The following is a 19,156-nucleotide window of genomic DNA, read 5'->3' on the forward strand; positions in this document are numbered from 1 at the left end:
TGCGCGCTCGGCGCCCTCGGCCCCTCCCACGACCTCTGCCCGATCGGCTGCTGCCCGGCCAGGGCGGAGCGGCCCGCCGCCGCCGGCGCCGACAGTCCGTACGCGTAAGGAGTCAGCGTGACCGACGTTCCCGACCCCCTGCTCACCGAACTGCTCGACCTCGCCCTGGAGGCCGCACGGCGGGCCGGAGCGCTGCTGCGCGACGGCCGACCCGACGACCTGGCCGTGGCGAAGACCAAGACGAGCCCCATCGACGTCGTCACCGAGATGGACATCGCCGCCGAGAAGCTGATCACCGGCTTCCTCTCCGAGCACCGCCCGCACGACGGCTTCCTCGGCGAAGAGGGCGCCTCCAGCCCCGGCACCAGCGGGATCCGCTGGGTGATCGACCCGCTCGACGGCACCGTGAACTACCTGTACGGCCTGCCCACCTGGGCGGTCTCGATCGCCGCCGAACGGGACGGCGAGGCCGTCGTCGGCGTCGTCGAGGCCCCGATGCGCGGCGAGACGTACCGGGCGGTCCTCGGCGGCGGCGCGTTCCTGGGGGAGCGGCGCCTCGCCGTCCGCCCCTCGCCCGCGCTCGACCAGGCCCTCCTCGGCACCGGCTTCGGGTACGTCCAGGCCCGCCGCGCCCACCAGGCCGACGTGGCCCAGCGGGTCATCCCGCGCGTCCGCGACATCCGCCGCGGAGGCTCGGCCGCCATCGACCTCTGCGACGTCGCCGCGGGCCGCCTCGACGCGTACTACGAGCGCGGCCTCAACCCCTGGGACCTCGCCGCGGGCGCGCTCGTCGCCCGCGAGGCGGGCGGCCTCACGGGCGGCCGCCCCGGCGAGCCGGCCTCCGGAGAACTGGTGCTCGCGGCCTCCCCGGGCCTCTTCGCCCCCCTCCAGGAGCTCCTGGAGGAGCTGGGGGCCTGGCACGACTAGCGGTCCGGGAGGCGGACGCACGAGGGCCCCGGAGCCGGGACGGCACCGGGGCCCACGCGCGCGTAGAGCGGGTGAAACGGGTCAGACGCCCGGCGCGGCCACCTCCACGCCGTGCTCGGCGGCCAGCCGGTGCAGGTCGTCCAGCTCCGCCTGCTCCATCTCCGCCAGGTAGTCGTCGCCCGTCTCACGGGCCCGCGTGAGGTCCGTCTGCGTGGTCCTGATGCGGTGCAGCAGTCCTGCGGTGAAAGCGTCCATCGTGCGCCCCCTCCTCGTGGGTCCGGTGGCACGGGGTGTGCCGAGGGTGGGTGGATCGGTGGGTGGATCACGCACTGCGAACTCTGGGGGACAGAGAGCGGTAGGTGGCGCGCCACATACAGGGCGTGATCACGGGGTGTGCAGACCTCCTCCCCAGCCCTTTCCTCAGAGAAACCTCAACTGGCCCGAGAATCCGGTGAATTCTTCGTTCCGGGGCGCGCGCCCCACCGCGCGCCCCCACCCGCGCCCGCCCCCGCACCGCCGTCTTACAGCCGGTTTACGCGCGTACGGGGCAGGATGGACACGCACAGTCAGTGCTCAGAATCCAGCCGGTCCCCACCCCGGACAGCGGCTCAACGGGAAGGATGTACCTCCGTGCGCGTACTCGTCGTCGAGGACGAGCAGCTGCTCGCCGATGCGGTGGCCACCGGACTGCGCCGGGAGGCCATGGCCGTCGACGTCGTGTACGACGGCGCCGCGGCCCTGGAGCGCGTCGAGGTCAACGACTACGACGTCGTCGTCCTCGACCGGGACCTCCCGCTCGTGCACGGCGACGACGTCTGCCGCAAGATCGTCGAGCTCGGCATGCCCACCCGCGTGCTGATGCTCACCGCCTCCGGCGACGTCAGCGACCGCGTCGAGGGCCTGGAGCTCGGGGCGGACGACTACCTCCCCAAGCCCTTCGCCTTCACCGAGCTCACCGCGCGCGTGCGTGCCCTCGGCCGCCGCACCACCGTCCCGCTCCCGCCCGTCCTGGAGCGCGCCGGGATCAAGCTCGACCCGAACCGCCGCGAGGTCTTCCGCGAGGGCAAGGAGGTCCAGCTCGCGCCGAAGGAGTTCGCCGTCCTGGAGGTCCTCATGCGCAGCGAGGGCGCCGTCGTCTCGGCCGAGCAGCTCCTGGAGAAGGCCTGGGACGAGAACACCGACCCGTTCACCAACGTCGTGCGCGTCACCGTCATGACCCTGCGCCGCAAGCTCGGCGAGCCGCCGGTCATCGTCACCGTCCCCGGCTCCGGCTACCGGATCTGACCCGATGGCCACGACCCCCGCGCCGCATCCGCAGGCGCCCCCGAAACCGACCTGGGACCCCAGGGATCCCGTCCGGCCGCTGCTGCGTCCGACCATCCGGATACGGCTCACGCTGCTGTACGGCGGCATGTTCCTGATCGCCGGCGTCCTGCTGCTGTCGATCATCTACCTCTTCACCGCCCAGGCCCTCAGCGACAGCACCTCCCAGCTGCCCTTCAAGGTCGTCAACGGCACGGTCCAGCCCACCACCTCCGGGTGCCGGCTGCCCGAGTCGCCCACCGGCGACCAGCTCAACGACGCCGTCACGCTGTGCCTGCGCCACCAGAGCGACATCGCCCTGCACGACCTCCTGCGCCGGTCCCTGTTCGCCCTGCTCGGCCTGAGCATCATCGCCTTCGCCTTCGGCTACGCCATGGCGGGACGGGTGCTCTCCCCGCTCGGCCGGATCACCCGGACCGCCCGCCAGGTGGCCGGTTCCGACCTGTCCCGGCGGATCGAGCTGGACGGCCCGGACGACGAGCTCAAGGAGCTCGCCGACACCTTCGACGAGATGCTGGACCGGCTGGAACGGGCCTTCACCGCCCAGCAGAGGTTCGTCGCGAACGCCTCGCACGAGCTGCGGACCCCGCTCGCGATCAACCGCACCCTCCTGGAGGTCCACCTCTCCGATCCCGGGGCACCGGTGGAGCTCCAACAGCTCGGCAAGACCCTGCTCGCCACCAACGAGCGCAGCGAACAGCTCGTCGAGGGCCTGCTGCTGCTCGCCCGGAGCGACAACCAGATCATCGAGCGCAAACCCGTCGACCTGGCCGAGGTCGCCGAGCGGGGCGTCGACCAGGTGCACGCCGAGGCCCTGGCCAAGGGCGTCGAGATCCGCGGCGAGCGCGCGCCCGCCGTCGTCCAGGGCAACGGCGTGCTCCTCGAACGGATCGCGCTGAACCTGCTCCAGAACGCCGTGCGGTACAACGTGCCGGAGGGAGGCTGGGTGGAGGTCACCACCGAGGTCAAGGACGGCCAGGCGGTCCTGGTCGTCTCGAACACGGGACCGGTGGTCCCCGCGTACGAGATCGACAACCTCTTCGAGCCGTTCAGAAGGCTCCGGCAGGAGCGGACCGGCAGCGACAAGGGGGTCGGTCTCGGCCTGTCGATCGTGCGGTCCGTGGCACGGGCCCACGGCGGCCGTATCATCGCGGAGCCGCGCGAGGGCGGCGGGCTCGTGATGCGCGTCACTCTGCCGATCTGACACACTGCGCGAGCCGACCGGTTCCGTTCGCTTTGCGCGGAATTCCGGGGCTCCGATCCTGGGATGCCCATGTGTGATCGATCACAGGATGGAGTGTTCGGAACCCCACTCTCCGTGACCGGGAAATCCCTCGGAAAACCAGGAAAAGTCCGGGTTTCCGGGGCCCGGAATGACGGGAAGTACACGGGGTGGCGCCCGTGAGGGCCACCTTGAGGACCGTGTACGGTCCGGTTCGCCACCCGAAGCCGATCACTCGCGAGAGTGCGCGACGGGTGTCGATTGAGTAACAGACCTTGATGTGAGGCAAAATCTCCGCCTCAGGTCGGGCACAAGTCCGACCTCTCACGCGTTACGTGCGCTGGAGACACCGCAACCACCCAGAGGGGGAGAGCGACATGGCAACGGATTACGACACCCCACGCAAGACCGACGACGACGTCGACTCGGACAGCCTTGAAGAACTGAAGGCCCGCCGGAACGACAAGTCGACCTCGACCGTCGACGTCGACGAGTTCGAGGCCGCCGAAGGCCTGGAGCTTCCCGGCGCCGACCTCTCGAACGAGGAGCTGGCCGTCCGGGTCCTGCCCAAGCAGGCCGACGAGTTCACCTGCATGAGCTGCTTCCTCGTGCACCACCGCAGCCAGCTGGCCCGGGAGAAGAACGGCCAGCCGATCTGCCGCGACTGCGACTGAGATCCCTCGGCCGTGGCAGGCGACACACCGTCCCGGAAGCGGCGTCTGCGGCTCCCCAGGAGCCCGGAGACGTACAAGGGCGGCTCAGGCCCGGCAGAGGGCGCCCAGGAGGCCCCTGAAGCCGAGCCCACCGCCTCGCCGCCCTCCCTCGGCGCACGTGACGACGAGCGAGGCCTCCCGGCCTCGCTCGAAGCGGCCTTCGAGGTCGCCGAGACGGACCCGGCGCACCTGCCGGTGCCGCAGGAGCGGAGCGACGCACCGGGCGGAGTACGGCAGCGCGGACGTTTCGGCGCCGCCCGGCGGCTCGCCGACCCCGCGCGGACCCAGCTCGACCGGATACGGATCGGCTCCGACCGGATCGACGTCGTCCGGCGCGGCGTCACGCAGGGCGTCCGGCAGGGCGTGAAGCTCGGCGGAGACGGCGCCAAGGCCGGCATCGGCTATCTGGCCGACCGGCTGATCGACCTCGCCCCGCGGATCCCCGTCCGCGACCTGGCGACCCTGCGCAGGCAGTTTCCCGGCCTCGGCCCCGAGGAGATCGCCGACAAACTCGTCGCCGGCGCGGCGAACGCGAGTTCGACCGTGGGCGCGGGCGTCGGTGCCGCCGCCATGCTGCCCGTGCCCCCGGCCCTGCCGGCGGAACTGGCGGCCGAGATCACCGGCGTCGCCGCCGTGGAGATCAAACTCATCGCCGAACTGCACGAGGTCTACGGGCTGCGGCCCCCCGGCCGGATCACCCAGCGCTCGGTGGCCTATCTGACCTCCTGGTCCGAGGAGCGGGGCATCGACCCCGCCAAGCCCACCACCGTCAACGCCGCACTCGGCGGTCAGCTCAAGCGCGAACTGCGCCAGCAGATCATGAAACGCATGGTGCGCAACCTGCCGAACCTCATGCCCTTCATGGTGGGCGCCGCCGTCGGCGCCGTCATGAACCGCCGCGACACCAAGAAACTCGCCGCGCACATCCGCAAGGACCTCCGCGGCCGCCAGATCCCCTGGGACGCCCTCCCGGAGCTGCCCCCGCTGGAGCAGCCCGAGAGCCCGAAGGGACTGGGCTTCTAGCTTCGCCAGCCCCGACGGGCCCCACAGCCCCGACGGGCCCCACAGTCCGGGCGGCCCCGACGGACCGGCCGGGCGGCCCCGACGGACCGGCCGGGGCCGGGCAGGCGCGCCGCTCAGGCGCGCTCCGCCTCCAGGGCCGCGACCAGGGCCTCCGGCTCGCGGCTGGACAGGTACACGTACGGCGTCGGGTCCGCCGGGTCCGTCACCACGACCCGTACCGCTCCCGGCACATAGCTGCGCATCAGCATGAAGGCGCGCGTGTCCGCCTTGTGGGTGCGCCACGCGCGCGCCTCCTCCGCGTCGAGCACCTCGGCCGCCCCGAGCGCCGTGACCGGGATCCGCGCGTCGCCCGCCACCAGCGAACCGGCCACCACGCGGATCCGGGCGGAGCCGTACGAGGAGACCACCACACCGGCGAGCACCGCCGCCGCGATCAGGCCGCCCAGCATCGGGACCGGACCCAGCGGGAACATGATCAGGGCGCCGGAGAGACCGAGCAGGCCCACGATCACCCACCACGAGCGGGGCGCCGTCAGCCGCTCGTCGAAGCGCGGCACGGCGGAGGACGCGGGGGAGGGGGTCGGGGACGGTACGGAAGGCTGCATGCGTCCAAGCTTGGCACGGCGCGACCCGCGCCCATCCGCGCGGGTAAGGTCTGCGGCTGTGACTGCAACATCTGCCGCCCTCACCCCGCCGGCCGACGCCATAGCGCCGGTACGCCACCCCGACGCGCCGGCCCCCGGCGAGCTGCTCGGCGCTCACTACGAGCACTGTTTCGGGTGCGGCGGCGGACAGCCCCACGGCCTCCACCTGGAAGCACGCGCGGGCGAGGGCGTGACCGTCACCGCCGAGTTCACGGTGACCCCCGACCACCAGGGCGCCCCCGGCCTCGCGCACGGCGGCGTGCTCGCCACCGCGCTCGACGAGACCATCGGCTCCCTGAACTGGCTGCTGCGGGTCATCGCCGTGACCGGCCGCCTGGAGACCGAATACGTCCGGCCCGTCCCGGTCGGCACCGTGCTCCACCTGACCGCCGAGGTCACCGCCGTGCACGGCCGCAAGATCTACTCGACCGCCGTCGGCCGGATCGGCGGGCCCGAGGGCCCCGTCGCCGTCCGTGCCGACGCCCTCTTCGTCGAGGTCAAGGTCGACCACTTCATCGACAACGGCCGCCCGGAGGAGATCCGGGCCGCCATGTCCGACCCCGACCAGGTCCGGCGCGCCCGCGCCTTCGAGGTGAACCCCTGATGCGCAACCCTGTCGACGTACTGATCCGCCGGGTCGACCCGGACGTGCCGATCCCGGCGTACGGGCACCCCGGCGACGCCGGGGCCGACCTGGTGACCACCGAGGCCGCCGTGCTGGCCCCCGGGGAGCGCGCCGTGCTGCCCACCGGGGTCTCCATCGCCCTGCCGGACGGGTACGCGGCCTTCGTGCACCCGCGCTCCGGTCTCGCCGCCCGCTGCGGAGTGGCGCTCGTGAATGCCCCGGGGACGGTGGATGCCGGGTACCGTGGAGAGATCAAGGTGATCGTGGTCAATCTCGACCCGCGCGAGGACGTGCGGTTCGAACGATTCGACCGGATTGCCCAACTCGTCGTCCAGCAGGTCGAGAAGGTGCGCTTCCACGAGGTGGCGGAGCTTCCCGGTTCGGCGCGGGCCGAGGGGGGCTTCGGGTCCACCGGCGGTCACGCCGCCGTGGACGGCACAACGGGTGGGAATCGATACGCTTCGGTCGTATCCGACCGGGAAGGACAGTGACGTGTTCGGACGTCGCAAGAAGAGCGGTGCCGCCGAGGACGCGGCGAGCGAGGCCGAGCAGGTCGTCGACGCGGTGGAGGGCGAGGACGCGGCCGCGCCGCGCCGCGTGAACCTTCCTCCGGCGCCCCGGCCCGACGGCCCCTGGGACATCTCCGAGGTCGCCAAGCCCGACGAGGGCCGCGTGGACCTCGGCGGGATCTTCGTGCCCGGAGTCGAGGGCATGGAGCTGCGCGTGGAGGTGGCGGGCGACGCGATCGTCGCGGCCACCGTCGTCCTGCGCGACAGCGCCGTACAGCTGCAGGCCTTCGCCGCCCCCAAGAACGAGGGCATCTGGGGCGAGGTCCGCGACGAGATCGCCACCGGCATCGTCCAGCAGGGCGGTGCCATCGACGAGGTCGAGGGCCCGCTCGGCTGGGAGCTGCGGGCCCAGGTCCCGGTCCAGCTGCCGGACGGCAACCGCGGTGTGCAGCTGGTCCGCTTCGTGGGCGTCGACGGACCCCGCTGGTTCCTGCGCGGAGTGATCTCCGGGCAGGGCGCGGTCCAGCCCGAGGCCGCAGGCCTCCTGGAGCAGATTGTCCGGGACACCGTGGTCGTCCGCGGCGAGGGCCCGATGGCCCCGCGCGACCCGATCGTCCTCAAGCTGCCGAACGACGCGCAGATGGTGCCGGACGGCGTGCAGCAGGAGGAGCAGGAGAGCTCCCGCTTCTCGGGCGGCATGGGCCAGCTCCAGCGCGGACCGGAGATCTCCGAGATCCGCTGAACCCCGGCCGGGCCGCTCCGGCGGCCCGGCGTGATCGAGACACGGCCGGTGGGCCGTTCCCCGTACTTCGCGTACGGGGAACGGCCCACCGGCCGTTTTCCACAGGCGGCTGCGTTCTCCGGGCCGTCCTTTTCTCCGGGCGGCCGTTTTCCACAGGCTCGGGCCCCGGCTCTGGCCCCGGGCCCCGGCCGCGCACCATACTGGCTGCGCAGATGATCGAGGAGGGGGAGCACGCGTGAGTGAGAGCAGCAGCAGGTCCGCCACGGCCGTCGTCGAGGACCCGGCCGGACCGCCGATGGTCCGGGTGGAGGACCTGCGCCGGTCGTACGGCACGGGCGAGGCGGCCGTCCACGCCCTGCGCGGCGTCTCCTTCGACATCCCGCGCGGCGAGCTCGTCGCCCTCAAGGGCCGCTCGGGATCCGGCAAGACGACCCTGCTCAACCTCGTGGGCGGCCTCGACAGCGCCGACGGGGGCCGGATCGTCATCGACGGCACCGACCTCTCCACGCTCGGTGAGAACGGGCTCCTGGAGCTGCGCCGCGACCGGATCGGCTTCATCTTCCAGTCCTTCGGGCTGCTCCCGATCCTCTCCGCCGCCGAGAACGTGGGGGTGCCGCTGCGGCTGCGCAAGACGGACCCCAAGGAGCGCGAGGAGCGGGTCGCCCTGATGCTCGGGCTCGTGGGCCTGGCCGACCACGCGAACCAGCGGCCCGGCGAGCTCTCCGGCGGTCAGCAGCAGCGCGTCGCCATCGCCCGTGCCCTCGCCAACAAGCCGGCGCTGCTGATAGCCGACGAGCCCACGGGCCAGCTGGACGCGGAGACCGGGCTCGCCGTCATGCAGCTGCTGCGCGCGGTGGTGCGCAGCGAGGGCTGCACGGCCCTCGTCGCCACCCACGACCCCCAGCTCCTCGGCCTGGCGGACCGGGTCCTGGAGCTGAGGGACGGCGAGATCATCGAGGGCTGAACCCGCGGTCGGGTCGAGGACTGAACCCGCGGTCGGATCGAGCACCGAGCCGACGGTCGGATCGAGCACTGTGCCGGTGGTCGGATCGAGCACTGTGCCGGTGGTCGGGGAGGTCGTGGGGTACATCAGGATCACGTCAATACCGGCCCCCGGCCTCTCCCTGTGTACGGAATGTCCGATTGGCTGGAGATATGGTCGTGCCATGGGACGCGGCAAGCTTCGGATCTACCTCGGCGCTGCGCCGGGCGTCGGCAAGACCTACGCGATGCTCGCCGAGGCCCACCGCCGGGTGGAGCGCGGTACGGACTGCGTGGTGGCCTTCGTGGAGACCCACGGACGGCCGCGTACGGAGGTGATGCTGCGCGGCCTGGAGAAGGTCCCGCGCCGCATCCTGGAGCACCGGGGGGCCGCCTTCCCCGAGATGGACGTCGATGCCGTCCTCGCCCGCCGTCCCGCGGTCGCCCTCGTCGACGAGCTCGCCCACACGAACGTGCCGGGTTCCCGGAACCCCAAGCGGTGGCAGGACGTCGCCGAACTCCTCGCGGCCGGCATCGACGTCGTGTCCACCCTCAACATCCAGCACCTGGAGTCCCTCGGCGACGTCGTCGAGGCGATCACCGGCATGCGGCAGCGGGAGACCGTCCCCGACGAGGTGGTGCGCCGGGCGGACCAGATAGAGCTGGTCGACATGTCCCCGGAGGCGTTGCGGCGCCGGATGGCCCACGGCAACGTCTACACCTCGGACAAGGTCGACGCGGCCCTCTCCAACTACTTCCGCCCGGGCAACCTCACGGCCCTGCGCGAGCTGGCCCTGCTGTGGACCGCCGACCGGGTCGACGAGTACCTCCGGCAGTACCGGGGCGAGCACAACATCCGCTCCACCTGGCAGGCCCGGGAGCGCATCGTCGTCGGCCTGACCGGCGGTCCCGAGGGCCGCACCCTCATACGGCGCGCCACCCGGCTCGCGGAGAAGGGCGCCGGCGGCGAGGTCCTCGCCGTCTACATCGCCCGCAGCGACGGGCTCACCGCCGCCTCCCCGAAGGAGCTGGCCGTCCAGCGCACCCTCGTCGAGGACCTCGGCGGCACGTTCCACCACGTCATCGGCGACGACATCCCCTCCGCGCTCCTGGAGTTCGCCCGCGGGGTCAACGCCACCCAGATCGTCCTCGGCTCCAGCCGCCGCCGTTCCTGGCAGTACGTCCTCGGACCCGGCGTCGGCCAGACCGTGGCCCGGGACTCCGGGCCCGACCTCGACGTCCACATCGTCACCCACGGCGAGGTCGCCAAAGGACGGGGGCTGCCGGTCTCGCGCGGCGCCCGCCTCGGCCGCTCCCGGATCATCGGCGGCTGGCTCGTCGGCGTCGCGGGCCCGGTCGCCCTGGCCCTGCTCCTCACGCACGTCGACGCCGACCTCGGCCTCGCCAACGACATGCTGCTCTTCCTCGCCCTGACGGTCGGCGCGGCGCTCCTCGGCGGCTTCCTGCCGGCGCTCGCCTCGGCGGCCGTCGGCTCCCTCCTCCTCAACTGGTTCTTCACCCCGCCCCTCCACCGGCTGACCATCGCCGACCCCCTGAACATCGTCGCCATTGCCGTCTTCTTCGGCGTCGCGATGTCGGTCGCCTCCGTGGTGGACCTGGCCGCCCGGCGCACCCACCAGGCCGCCCGGCTGCGCGCCGAGTCCGAGGTGCTCTCCTACCTCGCCGGCAGCGTGCTGCGCGGCGAGACGAGCCTGGAAGCCCTCCTCGAACGGGTCCGCGAGACCTTCTCCATGGAGTCCGTGGCCCTGCTCGAACGGACCGACGAGGTCGAGCCCTGGACCCGGGCCGCCAGCGTCGGCCCCCACCCGGCGGCCCGCCCCGAGGACGCGGACGTGGACATGCCGGTCGGCGACCACCTGGCCCTCGCCCTGTCGGGCCGGGTGCTGCCCGCCGAGGACCGGCGGGTGCTCGGCGCCTTCGCCGCCCAGGCCGCCGTCGTCCTCGACCGCCAGCGGCTCGTCGGCGAGGCGGAGGAGGCCCGGAAACTGGCCGAGGGCAACAAGATCCGCACCTCCCTGCTCGCCGCCGTCAGCCACGACCTGCGGACCCCGCTCGCGAGCATCAAGGCCTCCGTCTCCTCCCTCCGCTCCGACGACGTCGAATGGTCCGAGGAGGACCGGGCCGAGCTCCTGGAGGGCATCGAGGCCGGCGCCGACCGCCTCGACCACCTCGTGGGCAACCTCCTCGACATGTCCCGCCTCCAGACCGGCACCGTCACCCCGCTGATCCGTCCCGTCGACCTCGACGAGGTCGTCCCGATGGCCCTCGGGGGAGTGCCGGACGGCAGCGCCGAGCTCGACATCCCCGAGACGCTGCCCATGGTCGAGGTCGACAAGGGGCTCCTGGAGCGGGCCGTCGCCAACATCGTGGAGAACGCCGTGAAGTACAGCCCCGAGGGCGAGCCCGTCGCCGTCGCCGCCAGCGCCCTGGGGGACCGGGTCGAGCTGCGCGTCGTCGACCGCGGCCCCGGCGTCCCCGAGGAGGCCAGGGACGGCATCTTCGAGCCCTTCCAGCGCTTCGGCGACGCCCCGCGCGGCGCCGGCGTCGGCCTCGGCCTCGCGGTCGCCCGCGGCTTCGTCGAGGCCATGGGCGGGACCCTCGGCGCCGAGGACACCCCCGGCGGCGGCCTCACCATGGTGCTCACCCTGCGGGCCGCGCCGGGCGGGCCGCAGCCCCCGGCCGCCGAGCTCCCGGCCCACGCCGTGACCTGACCGCCGCGCCCGTACCCGTATCCGCACCACCCGACACGACGAAGAAAGCAGGCCCCCTCCATGACCCGGGTCCTCGTGGTCGACGACGAGCCTCAGATCGTCCGCGCCCTGGTGATCAACCTGAAGGCGCGGAAGTACGAGGTGGACGCCGCGCCCGACGGCGCCACCGCCCTCCGGCTCGCCGCCGAACGCCACCCCGACGTCGTCGTCCTCGACCTCGGACTGCCCGACATGGACGGCGTCGAGGTCATCAAGGGCCTGCGCGGCTGGACGCGGGTGCCGATCTTGGTCCTCTCCGCCCGGCAGACCTCCGACGAGAAGGTCGAGGCGCTCGACGCGGGCGCCGACGACTACGTCACCAAGCCCTTCGGCATGGACGAGCTGCTCGCCCGGCTGCGGGCCGCCGTGCGCCGCGCCGAGCCGGTCGGCGGCGCCGAGGACGGCGTCGTCGTGGTCGAGACCGAGGGCTTCACCGTCGACCTGGCCGCGAAGAAGGTGCACCGCGACGGGCGCGACGTCCGGCTCACCCCCACCGAGTGGCACCTCCTGGAGGTCCTCGTCCGCAACAGCGGCCGGCTCGTCAGCCAGAAGCAGCTGCTCCAGGAGGTCTGGGGACCCTCGTACGGCACGGAGACCAACTACCTCCGGGTGTACATGGCGCAGCTCCGCCGCAAGCTGGAGACCGACCCCTCCCACCCCCGCCATTTCGTCACCGAACCGGGCATGGGCTACCGCTTCGAACGCTGAAGCGGGAGCCGTACGGAAGGGTGGTCCGGGCCCCTTCGGGTGACAGCGCCGGCCGGTACGCTTTCTGTATGAGTGCTGCACCGCGTACAGAGAAGCCGGCCGGAAGGTTCCGCCGGATGCTCGACCGACTCTCGTCCTCACCGGAGGACCTGGAGTCGGAGGAGCTCCAGGAGGACGCCGAGGCCTCGGGGTGCACGCGTATCTCCGACTGCTCCGACCGCGAGATAGTCAAGGTGACTGGTACCTTGCGCACGGTCACGCTGCGTCCCCGGGCCGGTGTGCCCGCGCTGGAGGCCGAACTCTTCGACGGCACGGCACCGCTCGACGTCGTGTGGCTCGGCCGGCGCTCCATCGTGGGCATCGAACCGGGCCGCAAGCTGATCGCCTCCGGCCGCATCTCCATGAGCCACGGCCGGCGGGTCCTCTTCAACCCCAAATACGAGCTCCGACCGCTCGGACAGGAGTAGCCGGTGACGTCCCTCGACAAGCCGACCGCGGACCGCTCGACCCCCGACCAGGACGCCCAGGCGGACAAGGCGGTGACCGAGGCCGCGCTCTTCGAGGCCTTCGGCGGCCTGCGGGGCATGATCGAGACGGTCCTGCCCGGCCTGCTGTTCGTCACGATCTTCACGATCAACAAGGACCTGCACGTCTCCGCGATCGCCGCGCTCGCGGTCTCGCTGGTCCTGGTGGCCGTCCGGCTGATCCGCCGGGACACCGTCAAGCACGCCTTCAGCGGCGTCTTCGGCGTCGGCTTCGGCGTGGTCTTCGCGATGATGACGGGCAACGCCAAGGACTTCTACCTGCCGGGCATGCTGTACACCCTGGGCCTCGCCCTGGCGTACATCATCACCGCGCTCGCCGGAGTGCCCCTGATCGGCCTGATCCTCGGCCCGGTCTTCAAGGAGAACCTCTCCTGGCGCACCCGCAACCCCGGCCGCAAGAAGGCGTACACGAAGGCCAGCTGGGCCTGGGGCCTGATCCTGCTCGCGAAGGTCGCGATCCTCTTCCCGCTGTACTGGTGGGCCGACCCGACCAAGTTCGGCTGGGTCTCGGTCGCCCTGAAGATCCCGCCGTTCCTGCTCGCGGTCTACCTCACCTGGGTGTTCCTCGCGAAGGCCCCGGCGCCGATCGACGTCTTCGCCGAGATGGAGGCCGAGGAGCTCGCCGAGAAGGAGCGCAAGGCGGCCGCGGCGGCGCAGCGCCACCCGGAGGCCTGAGAAGCGGTACGCGGAAGGGCCCGGACCTGTTCGTCAGGTCCGGGCCCTTCCGCGTACGTACTCCGGAGGTCAGGACTCGGGGGTCTCCCGGCGGACCTGGAGGAGGTCCTCCAGCTGCTCCTCGCGGGCCTGCGCGGCCACGAACAGCAGCTCGTCGCCGGCCTCCAGGGTCTCCTCGGGGCCCGGCGTCAGCACCCGCGAACCGCGGATGATCGTCACCAGCGAGGTGTCCTGCGGCCAGGCCACGTCCCCGACGGCGGTGCCGGCGACCGCCGACTCCGGCGGGAGCGTCAGCTCGACCAGGTTCGCGTCGCCGTGGCTGAAGCGCAGCAGCCGGACCAGGTCGCCGACGCTCACCGCCTCCTCGACCAGGGCCGACATCAGGCGCGGCGTCGAGACGGCCACGTCCACGCCCCAGGCCTCGTTGAACAGCCACTCGTTCTTCGGGTTGTTCACCCGGGCGACCACGCGCGGCACGCCGTACTCGGTCTTGGCGAGCAGCGAGACGACCAGGTTCACCTTGTCGTCACCGGTCGCCGCGATCACGACGTTGCAGCGCTGGAGCGCCGCCTCGTCCAGCGAGGTGATCTCGCAGGCGTCGGCGAGCAGCCACTCCGCCTGCGGCACCCGCTCCACCGAGATGGCGGTCGGCGCCTTGTCGACCAGCAGGACCTCGTGGCCGTTCTCCAGGAGCTCGCCCGCGATGGACCGGCCCACCGCACCCGCGCCCGCAATAGCGACACGCATCAGTGACCGCCCTCCTCGGGACCCTCGGCGAAGGCCGCCTCGACCTTCGCGATCTCGTCCGTACGCATCATCACGTGCACCAGGTCACCTTCCTGGAGCACCGTCTGCGAGGTCGGCAGAATCGCTTCGCCCAGCCGGGTGAGGAAGGCGACACGGACACCGGTCTCCTCCTGGAGACGGCTCACCTTGTGACCGATCCACGCCGCGGAGGTGTGCACCTCGGCGAGCTGGACGCCACCGCTCGGGTCGCGCCACAGCGGCTCGGCGCCCGAGGGCAGCAGCCGGCGGAGCATCTGGTCGGCGGTCCAGCGGACCGTCGCGACCGTCGGGATCCCGAGGCGCTGGTAGACCTCGGCGCGCCGCGGGTCGTAGATCCGCGCCGCCACGTTCTCGATGCCGAACATCTCGCGCGCGACCCGCGCCGCGATGATGTTGGAGTTGTCGCCGCTGCTCACCGCGGCGAAGGCACCGGCCTCCTCGATCCCGGCCTCACGCAGCGTGTCCTGGTCGAAACCCACACCCGTGACCCGGCGGCCGCCGAAACCGGAGCCCAGACGACGGAAAGCCGTCGGGTCCTGGTCCACGACCGCGACGGTGTGCCCCTGCTGTTCGAGGGTCTGCGCGAGAGCGGCTCCCACTCGCCCGCAGCCCATGATGACGATGTGCACGTCCCCTTACCCCGCACTCCTGATCGTCTTGCTGACCTGCGAATACACGCTGCTCACAACTTTCCTCGCCCGATCGGCCCGGGCCGTGGCGGGCGACACCCCGACGGGTCGCCCGGTCCGAGCTTAAGCGGCAACGCTGGCGGGGACCGCACCGGAGGTGGTAGTCAGGGAGATTCGGTGCGGATCGGGGGTGCCGGTGCGCGTGGCTCTTTTCGAACGCTTACGATCCTCTCCGTGTCCAAACTGACCGACGTGCCCAAACGGATCCTGATCGGGCGGGCCCTGCGCAGCGACAAGCTGGGAGAGACCCTCCTCCCGAAGCGGATCGCCCTCCCCGTCTTCGCCTCCGACCCGCTGTCCTCGGTGGCGTACGCACCCGGCGAGGTGCTGCTCGTCCTCTCCGTCGCCGGACTGTCGGCCTACCACTTCAGCCCGTGGATCGCTCTCGCGGTCGTCGTCCTGATGTTCACGGTGGTCGCCTCGTACCGGCAGAACGTGCACGCGTACCCGAGCGGCGGCGGCGACTACGAGGTCGCCACCACCAACCTCGGGCCGAAGGCCGGACTCACCGTCGCGAGCGCCCTGCTCGTCGACTACGTCCTGACCGTCGCCGTGTCGATCGCCTCGGGCATCGAGAACCTCGGCTCGGCCGTCCCGTTCGTCGTCGAGCACAAGGTGCCCTCGGCAATCGCGGTCATCATCCTCCTCACCCTCATGAACCTCCGGGGCGTGAAGGAGTCGGGCAGCCTCTTCGCCATCCCGACGTACGTCTTCGTCGCGGGCGTCTTCATCATGATCGCCTGGGGTGCCTGGCGCGGCCTCGTCCTCGGCGACACCATGCAGGCCCCCACCGCCGACTTCGAGATCAAGGCCGAGCACCAGGGCCTCGCCGGGTTCGCCCTGGTCTTCCTGCTGCTGCGCGCCTTCTCCTCCGGCTGTGCCGCCCTCACCGGCGTCGAGGCCATCTCCAACGGCGTCCCCGCCTTCCGCAAGCCGAAGTCGAAGAACGCCGCCACCACGCTCGCCCTCATGGGCGGCCTGGCCGTCACCATGTTCTGCGGCATCATCTTCCTGGCCACGGCCACCGACGTCCGGATGGCCGAGAAGCCCGCCGAACAGCTGCTGCACAACGGCGTCCCGGTCGGCGAGGGCTACGTCCAGGACCCGGTGATCTCCCAGGTCGCGGCCGCGGTCTTCGGCGACGGAACGTTCTTCTTCGTCGTCCTCGCCGCCGCCACCGCGCTCGTCCTCTTCCTGGCCGCCAACACCGCGTACAACGGCTTCCCGCTCCTCGGCTCGATCCTCGCCCAGGACCGCTACCTGCCGCGCCAGCTGCACACCCGCGGCGACCGCCTCGCGTTCTCCAACGGCATCGTGCTCCTCGCCGGCGCCGCCGCCCTCCTCGTCTGGATCTACGGCGCCGACTCCACCCGGCTGATCCAGCTCTACATCGTCGGCGTCTTCGTCTCCTTCACGCTCAGCCAGATCGGCATGGTCCGGCACTGGAACCGGCACCTGAAGGAGGAGCGCGACCAGGCCAAGCGCCGCCACATGTTCCGCTCCCGCGCGATCAACGCCTTCGGCGCCTTCTTCACCGGCCTCGTCCTCGTCGTCGTCCTCGCCACCAAGTTCACCCACGGCGCCTGGGTCGCCCTGCTCGGCATGGTGATCTTCTACGTGACGATGACCGCGATCCGCCGCCACTACGACTCCGTGGCCGCCGAGATCGCCGCGGCCGAGGAACGCCCCGACGAGTACGTCCGGCCCTCCCGGGTCCGCTCGCTCGTCCTCGTCTCCAAGCTCCACAAGCCCACCCTGCGGGCCCTCGCGTACGCCAAGCTCATGCACCCCGGCGACCTCGAAGCGCTCACCGTCAACGTCGACCCGGTCGAGACGAAGGCGCTCAAGGAGGAGTGGGAGCGGCGCGGCATCAACGTCCCGCTCAAGATCCTCGACTCGCCGTACCGCGAGATCACCCGCCCGGTCATCGAGTACGTCAAGAACCTGCGGCAGGAGAGCCCGCGCGACGCCGTCTCGGTCTACATCCCCGAGTACGTCGTCGGCCACTGGTACGAGCACCTGCTCCACAACCAGAGCGCCCTGCGCCTCAAGGGCCGGCTCCTCTTCACCCCCGGCGTCATGGTCACCTCGGTCCCGTACCAGCTCCAGTCCTCCGAGGCCGCGAAGAAGCGGGCCAGGAAGCGCCAGGAGTGGAACGCTCCGGGCTCCGTCCGCCGCGGCCCGGTGGAGAAGCGCCAGAAGGAACCAGCCGCGAAGAACAACTAGACTGGTGGGCTGCCGTCCGAACGGCAGCCCACTTCCGCTTGTACCAGCCCTTGTACTTCCCTTTGCACTTCCCTTTGGAGACTCCCCACCATGCAGAACACCCCTGTTACGTCGCTGGTCGGGGCGGAGTACGAGGTAGAGGTCGGCCCGGTCGCCCACGGCGGGCACTGCATCGCCCGTACGGAGGCCGGCCGGGTCCTCTTCGTCCGCCACGCGCTGCCCGGCGAGCGGGTCCGGGTGCGGGTCACCGAGGGCGAGGAGACCTCCCGCTTCCTGCGCGCCGACGCGATCGAGATCCTGGACGCCTCCAAGGACCGCGTGGAAGCCCCCTGCCCCTTCGCCGGCCCCGGCAAGTGCGGCGGCTGCGACTGGCAGCACGCCAAGCCCGGCGCCCAGCGCCGCCTCAAGGGCGAGGTCATCGCCGAGCAGCTCCTGCGCCTGGCCGGGCTCACCCCGGAGGAGGCGGGCTGGGACGGCACGGTCATGCCGGCCGAGGGCGACAAGCTGCCTGCGGGCGAGGTCCCGCAGTGGCGCACCCGCGTCCAGTACGCCGTCGACGCCGAGGGCCACGCGGGCCTGCGCAAGCACCGCTCGCACGAGGTCGAGGTCATCGACCACTGCATGATCGCGGCCGAGGGCGTCTCGGAACTGGGCATCGAGAAGCGCGACTGGAAGGGCATGGCCGCCATCGAGGCCATCGCCGCCTCCGGCTCGAACGACCGCCAGGTCATCCTCACCCCCCGCCCCGGCGCCCGCCTCCCCCTGGTAGAGCTGGACAAGCCCGTCTCCGTCATGCGCGTCGACGAGAAGGACGGCGGGGTCCACCGCGTCCACGGCCGCGCCTTCGTCCGCGAGCGCGCCGACGACCGCACCTACCGCGTCGGCAGCGGCGGCTTCTGGCAGGTCCACCCGAAGGCCGCGCAGACCCTCATGCTCGCCGTCATGCAGGGCCTCACCCCCCGCAAGGGCGAGACCGCCCTCGACCTCTACTGCGGCGTCGGCCTCTTCGCGGGCGCCCTCGCCGACCGCGTCGGCGACCAGGGCGCGGTCCTCGGCATCGAGTCCGGCAAGCGCGCCGTCGAGGACGCCCGCCACAACCTGGCCGGCTTCCCCCGCGTCCGCATCGAACAGGGCAAGGTCGAATCCGTCCTCCCCCGCACCGGCATCACCGAGGTCGACCTCATCGTCCTCGACCCGCCCCGCGCCGGCGCCGGCAAGCAGACCGTCCACCACCTCGCCGGCCTCGGCGCCCGCCGCATCGCCTACGTCGCCTGCGACCCGGCAGCCCTCGCCCGCGACCTCGCCTACTTCGCCGAACGCGGCTACCGCGTCCGCACGCTGCGGGCGTTCGACCTGTTCCCGATGACGCACCACGTGGAGTGCGTGGCGATTCTGGAGCCGGTGAAGAAGGACGCCTGACCTGGGGTTTTGCGGGTGCGCGGTAGGTGCCGTGTGGGCGTTACGGGCGATGTCTTGACGCTGAGATGACGCTCGTGACGCCCATTTGACGCTCGTTCTGATGGGGCGTCGGAAACGAGGGGTCGGCCAGGCCCGACGAACACCGTGCACTGCCCTACCCTCCGGTGGAGTGAGTCAGGCCCCTTCCACGACCGAGAGGTGGTGGCGGAGTTCGTCGGCCACCCGCGCCATGTCGCCGTCGGCGGGGAGGCGCCAGTCCGTCTCGATGCCCCGTTCCACGGCCGTCTCGCTGCTGAAGCGGACGAGGTCGGGGGCGGGCAGATAGGTGTCGCGCAGCCAGAGCAGGAAGGGGGCTGCCTCGCCTGCTGTGGTGTCGGCCAGCATGACGCAGTCCCGCCCGTGGACGGTGGCGGTGCCGTCGTACTCGGTGCCTTCGCCGGTGCCCGCCCAGAAGGAGAGGTACGGCTCGCCCTGGTGCGTGCGGTCCTGGCGGACCTTGTAGCGGACCTCGGGGAACGATTCCCGCAGGGCTTCGCCGAGGCCGGCCAGTTCGAGACCCCAGGCGTGCGGTTCCCGCTCCGGGGCGTAGAACAAGAAGGTGGTCCGGTCGTCGTCATCGTGCGTCATG

20 protein-coding genes are annotated in these 19,156 nt (G+C 71.8%); 15 read left to right on the forward strand and 5 right to left on the reverse strand.

Annotated features, from left to right (window positions below; genetic code table 11):
* Positions 1-117 precede the first annotated feature (117 nt).
* A complete protein-coding gene (locus ACH4TP_RS33055) occupies positions 118-927 on the forward strand; it encodes an inositol monophosphatase family protein (RefSeq protein WP_389226479.1) in 810 nt (269 codons plus the stop codon).
* 81 nt (positions 928-1,008) lie between these two features.
* Here ACH4TP_RS33055 and ACH4TP_RS33060 read toward each other — a convergent pair whose 3' ends face one another.
* Positions 1,009-1,182 (reverse strand): hypothetical protein, encoded by a 174-nt coding sequence (locus ACH4TP_RS33060; RefSeq protein WP_167352214.1) that lies wholly within the window; start codon positions 1,180-1,182, stop codon positions 1,009-1,011.
* Positions 1,183-1,557: 375 nt separating this feature from the next.
* Here ACH4TP_RS33060 and ACH4TP_RS33065 point away from each other — a divergent pair, with 375 nt between their 5' ends.
* The 4 genes from ACH4TP_RS33065 to ACH4TP_RS33080 all read left to right on the forward strand — a co-directional run bounded on the left by ACH4TP_RS33065 (position 1,558) and on the right by ACH4TP_RS33080 (position 5,208).
* On the forward strand, positions 1,558-2,211 hold the full coding sequence (locus ACH4TP_RS33065; protein WP_086831096.1) for a response regulator transcription factor: 654 nt from the start codon (positions 1,558-1,560) through the stop codon (positions 2,209-2,211).
* A 4-nt stretch (positions 2,212-2,215) separates the two neighbouring features.
* A complete protein-coding gene (locus ACH4TP_RS33070; RefSeq protein WP_389226482.1) occupies positions 2,216-3,454 on the forward strand; it encodes a sensor histidine kinase in 1,239 nt (412 codons plus the stop codon).
* 395 nt (positions 3,455-3,849) lie between these two features.
* Positions 3,850-4,146, forward strand: coding sequence for a DUF4193 domain-containing protein (locus tag ACH4TP_RS33075; RefSeq protein WP_003955561.1), 297 nt, complete (start codon positions 3,850-3,852; stop codon positions 4,144-4,146).
* Between the two features lie 12 nt (positions 4,147-4,158).
* Positions 4,159-5,208 carry a hypothetical protein gene (locus tag ACH4TP_RS33080; protein WP_398440033.1) on the forward strand — a complete coding sequence of 350 codons (1,050 nt, stop codon included), beginning with the start codon at positions 4,159-4,161 and terminating at the stop codon, positions 5,206-5,208.
* A gap of 113 nt (positions 5,209-5,321) precedes the next feature.
* Here ACH4TP_RS33080 and ACH4TP_RS33085 read toward each other — a convergent pair whose 3' ends face one another.
* Positions 5,322-5,813 carry a DUF3093 domain-containing protein gene (locus ACH4TP_RS33085; protein WP_389226488.1) on the reverse strand — a complete coding sequence of 164 codons (492 nt, stop codon included), beginning with the start codon at positions 5,811-5,813 and terminating at the stop codon, positions 5,322-5,324.
* 58 nt (positions 5,814-5,871) lie between these two features.
* Between ACH4TP_RS33085 and ACH4TP_RS33090 the strand changes: the two genes are divergently transcribed.
* From ACH4TP_RS33090 to ACH4TP_RS33125, 8 genes are all read left to right on the forward strand, one after another.
* On the forward strand, positions 5,872-6,456 hold the full coding sequence (locus ACH4TP_RS33090) for a PaaI family thioesterase (RefSeq protein ID WP_389226491.1): 585 nt from the start codon (positions 5,872-5,874) through the stop codon (positions 6,454-6,456).
* Positions 6,456-6,968 carry a dUTP diphosphatase gene (gene dut / locus ACH4TP_RS33095; RefSeq protein WP_225800499.1) on the forward strand — a complete coding sequence of 171 codons (513 nt, stop codon included), beginning with the start codon at positions 6,456-6,458 and terminating at the stop codon, positions 6,966-6,968. The genes ACH4TP_RS33090 and dut overlap by 1 nt, the downstream gene beginning before the upstream one ends.
* Position 6,969: 1 nt before the next feature.
* The gene (locus ACH4TP_RS33100; protein ID WP_389226494.1) at positions 6,970-7,728 is read left to right on the forward strand and encodes a DUF3710 domain-containing protein; all 759 of its coding nucleotides are present in this window, start codon (positions 6,970-6,972) and stop codon (positions 7,726-7,728) included.
* 235 nt (positions 7,729-7,963) lie between these two features.
* Entirely contained in the window at positions 7,964-8,692 is a 729-nt protein-coding gene (locus ACH4TP_RS33105) for an ABC transporter ATP-binding protein (RefSeq protein ID WP_398185960.1), read from the forward strand.
* Between the two features lie 202 nt (positions 8,693-8,894).
* Positions 8,895-11,441 (forward strand): ATP-binding protein, encoded by a 2,547-nt coding sequence (locus ACH4TP_RS33110; protein WP_398440034.1) that lies wholly within the window; start codon positions 8,895-8,897, stop codon positions 11,439-11,441.
* A 60-nt stretch (positions 11,442-11,501) separates the two neighbouring features.
* Positions 11,502-12,188 (forward strand): response regulator, encoded by a 687-nt coding sequence (locus ACH4TP_RS33115; RefSeq protein ID WP_398440035.1) that lies wholly within the window; start codon positions 11,502-11,504, stop codon positions 12,186-12,188.
* 68 nt (positions 12,189-12,256) lie between these two features.
* A complete protein-coding gene (locus ACH4TP_RS33120; protein ID WP_389226503.1) occupies positions 12,257-12,655 on the forward strand; it encodes an OB-fold nucleic acid binding domain-containing protein in 399 nt (132 codons plus the stop codon).
* A gap of 3 nt (positions 12,656-12,658) precedes the next feature.
* Positions 12,659-13,408, forward strand: a complete 750-nt coding sequence (locus tag ACH4TP_RS33125; RefSeq protein WP_389226506.1) for a DUF3159 domain-containing protein — start codon at positions 12,659-12,661, stop codon at positions 13,406-13,408.
* Positions 13,409-13,477: 69 nt separating this feature from the next.
* Here the strand turns inward: ACH4TP_RS33125 and ACH4TP_RS33130 are convergent, their stop codons facing one another.
* Together ACH4TP_RS33130 and ACH4TP_RS33135 are read right to left on the reverse strand one after the other, a co-directional pair.
* The gene (locus ACH4TP_RS33130; RefSeq protein WP_086823739.1) at positions 13,478-14,155 is read right to left on the reverse strand and encodes a TrkA family potassium uptake protein; all 678 of its coding nucleotides are present in this window, start codon (positions 14,153-14,155) and stop codon (positions 13,478-13,480) included.
* Complete coding sequence (locus ACH4TP_RS33135; RefSeq protein ID WP_389226509.1) at positions 14,155-14,823, reverse strand: potassium channel family protein; 669 nt, start codon at positions 14,821-14,823, stop codon at positions 14,155-14,157. The genes ACH4TP_RS33130 and ACH4TP_RS33135 overlap by 1 nt, the downstream gene beginning before the upstream one ends.
* Positions 14,824-15,057: 234 nt before the next feature.
* Between ACH4TP_RS33135 and ACH4TP_RS33140 the strand changes: the two genes are divergently transcribed.
* Both ACH4TP_RS33140 and ACH4TP_RS33145 read left to right on the forward strand, forming a co-directional pair.
* Complete coding sequence (locus tag ACH4TP_RS33140) at positions 15,058-17,109, forward strand: APC family permease (protein ID WP_398440036.1); 2,052 nt, start codon at positions 15,058-15,060, stop codon at positions 17,107-17,109.
* A gap of 90 nt (positions 17,110-17,199) precedes the next feature.
* Positions 17,200-18,528, forward strand: coding sequence for a class I SAM-dependent RNA methyltransferase (locus ACH4TP_RS33145; protein ID WP_398185948.1), 1,329 nt, complete (start codon positions 17,200-17,202; stop codon positions 18,526-18,528).
* A 174-nt stretch (positions 18,529-18,702) separates the two neighbouring features.
* On the opposite strand, the gene ACH4TP_RS33150 is transcribed toward ACH4TP_RS33145, so the two are convergent.
* Positions 18,703-19,155, reverse strand: coding sequence for a hypothetical protein (locus ACH4TP_RS33150; protein ID WP_389226602.1), 453 nt, complete (start codon positions 19,153-19,155; stop codon positions 18,703-18,705).
* Between the last annotated feature and the right edge of the window lies 1 nt (position 19,156).

The sequence above is a fragment of the Streptomyces sp. NPDC021012 genome (assembly GCF_044333355.1).
GTDB lineage: Bacteria > Actinomycetota > Actinomycetes > Streptomycetales > Streptomycetaceae > Streptomyces.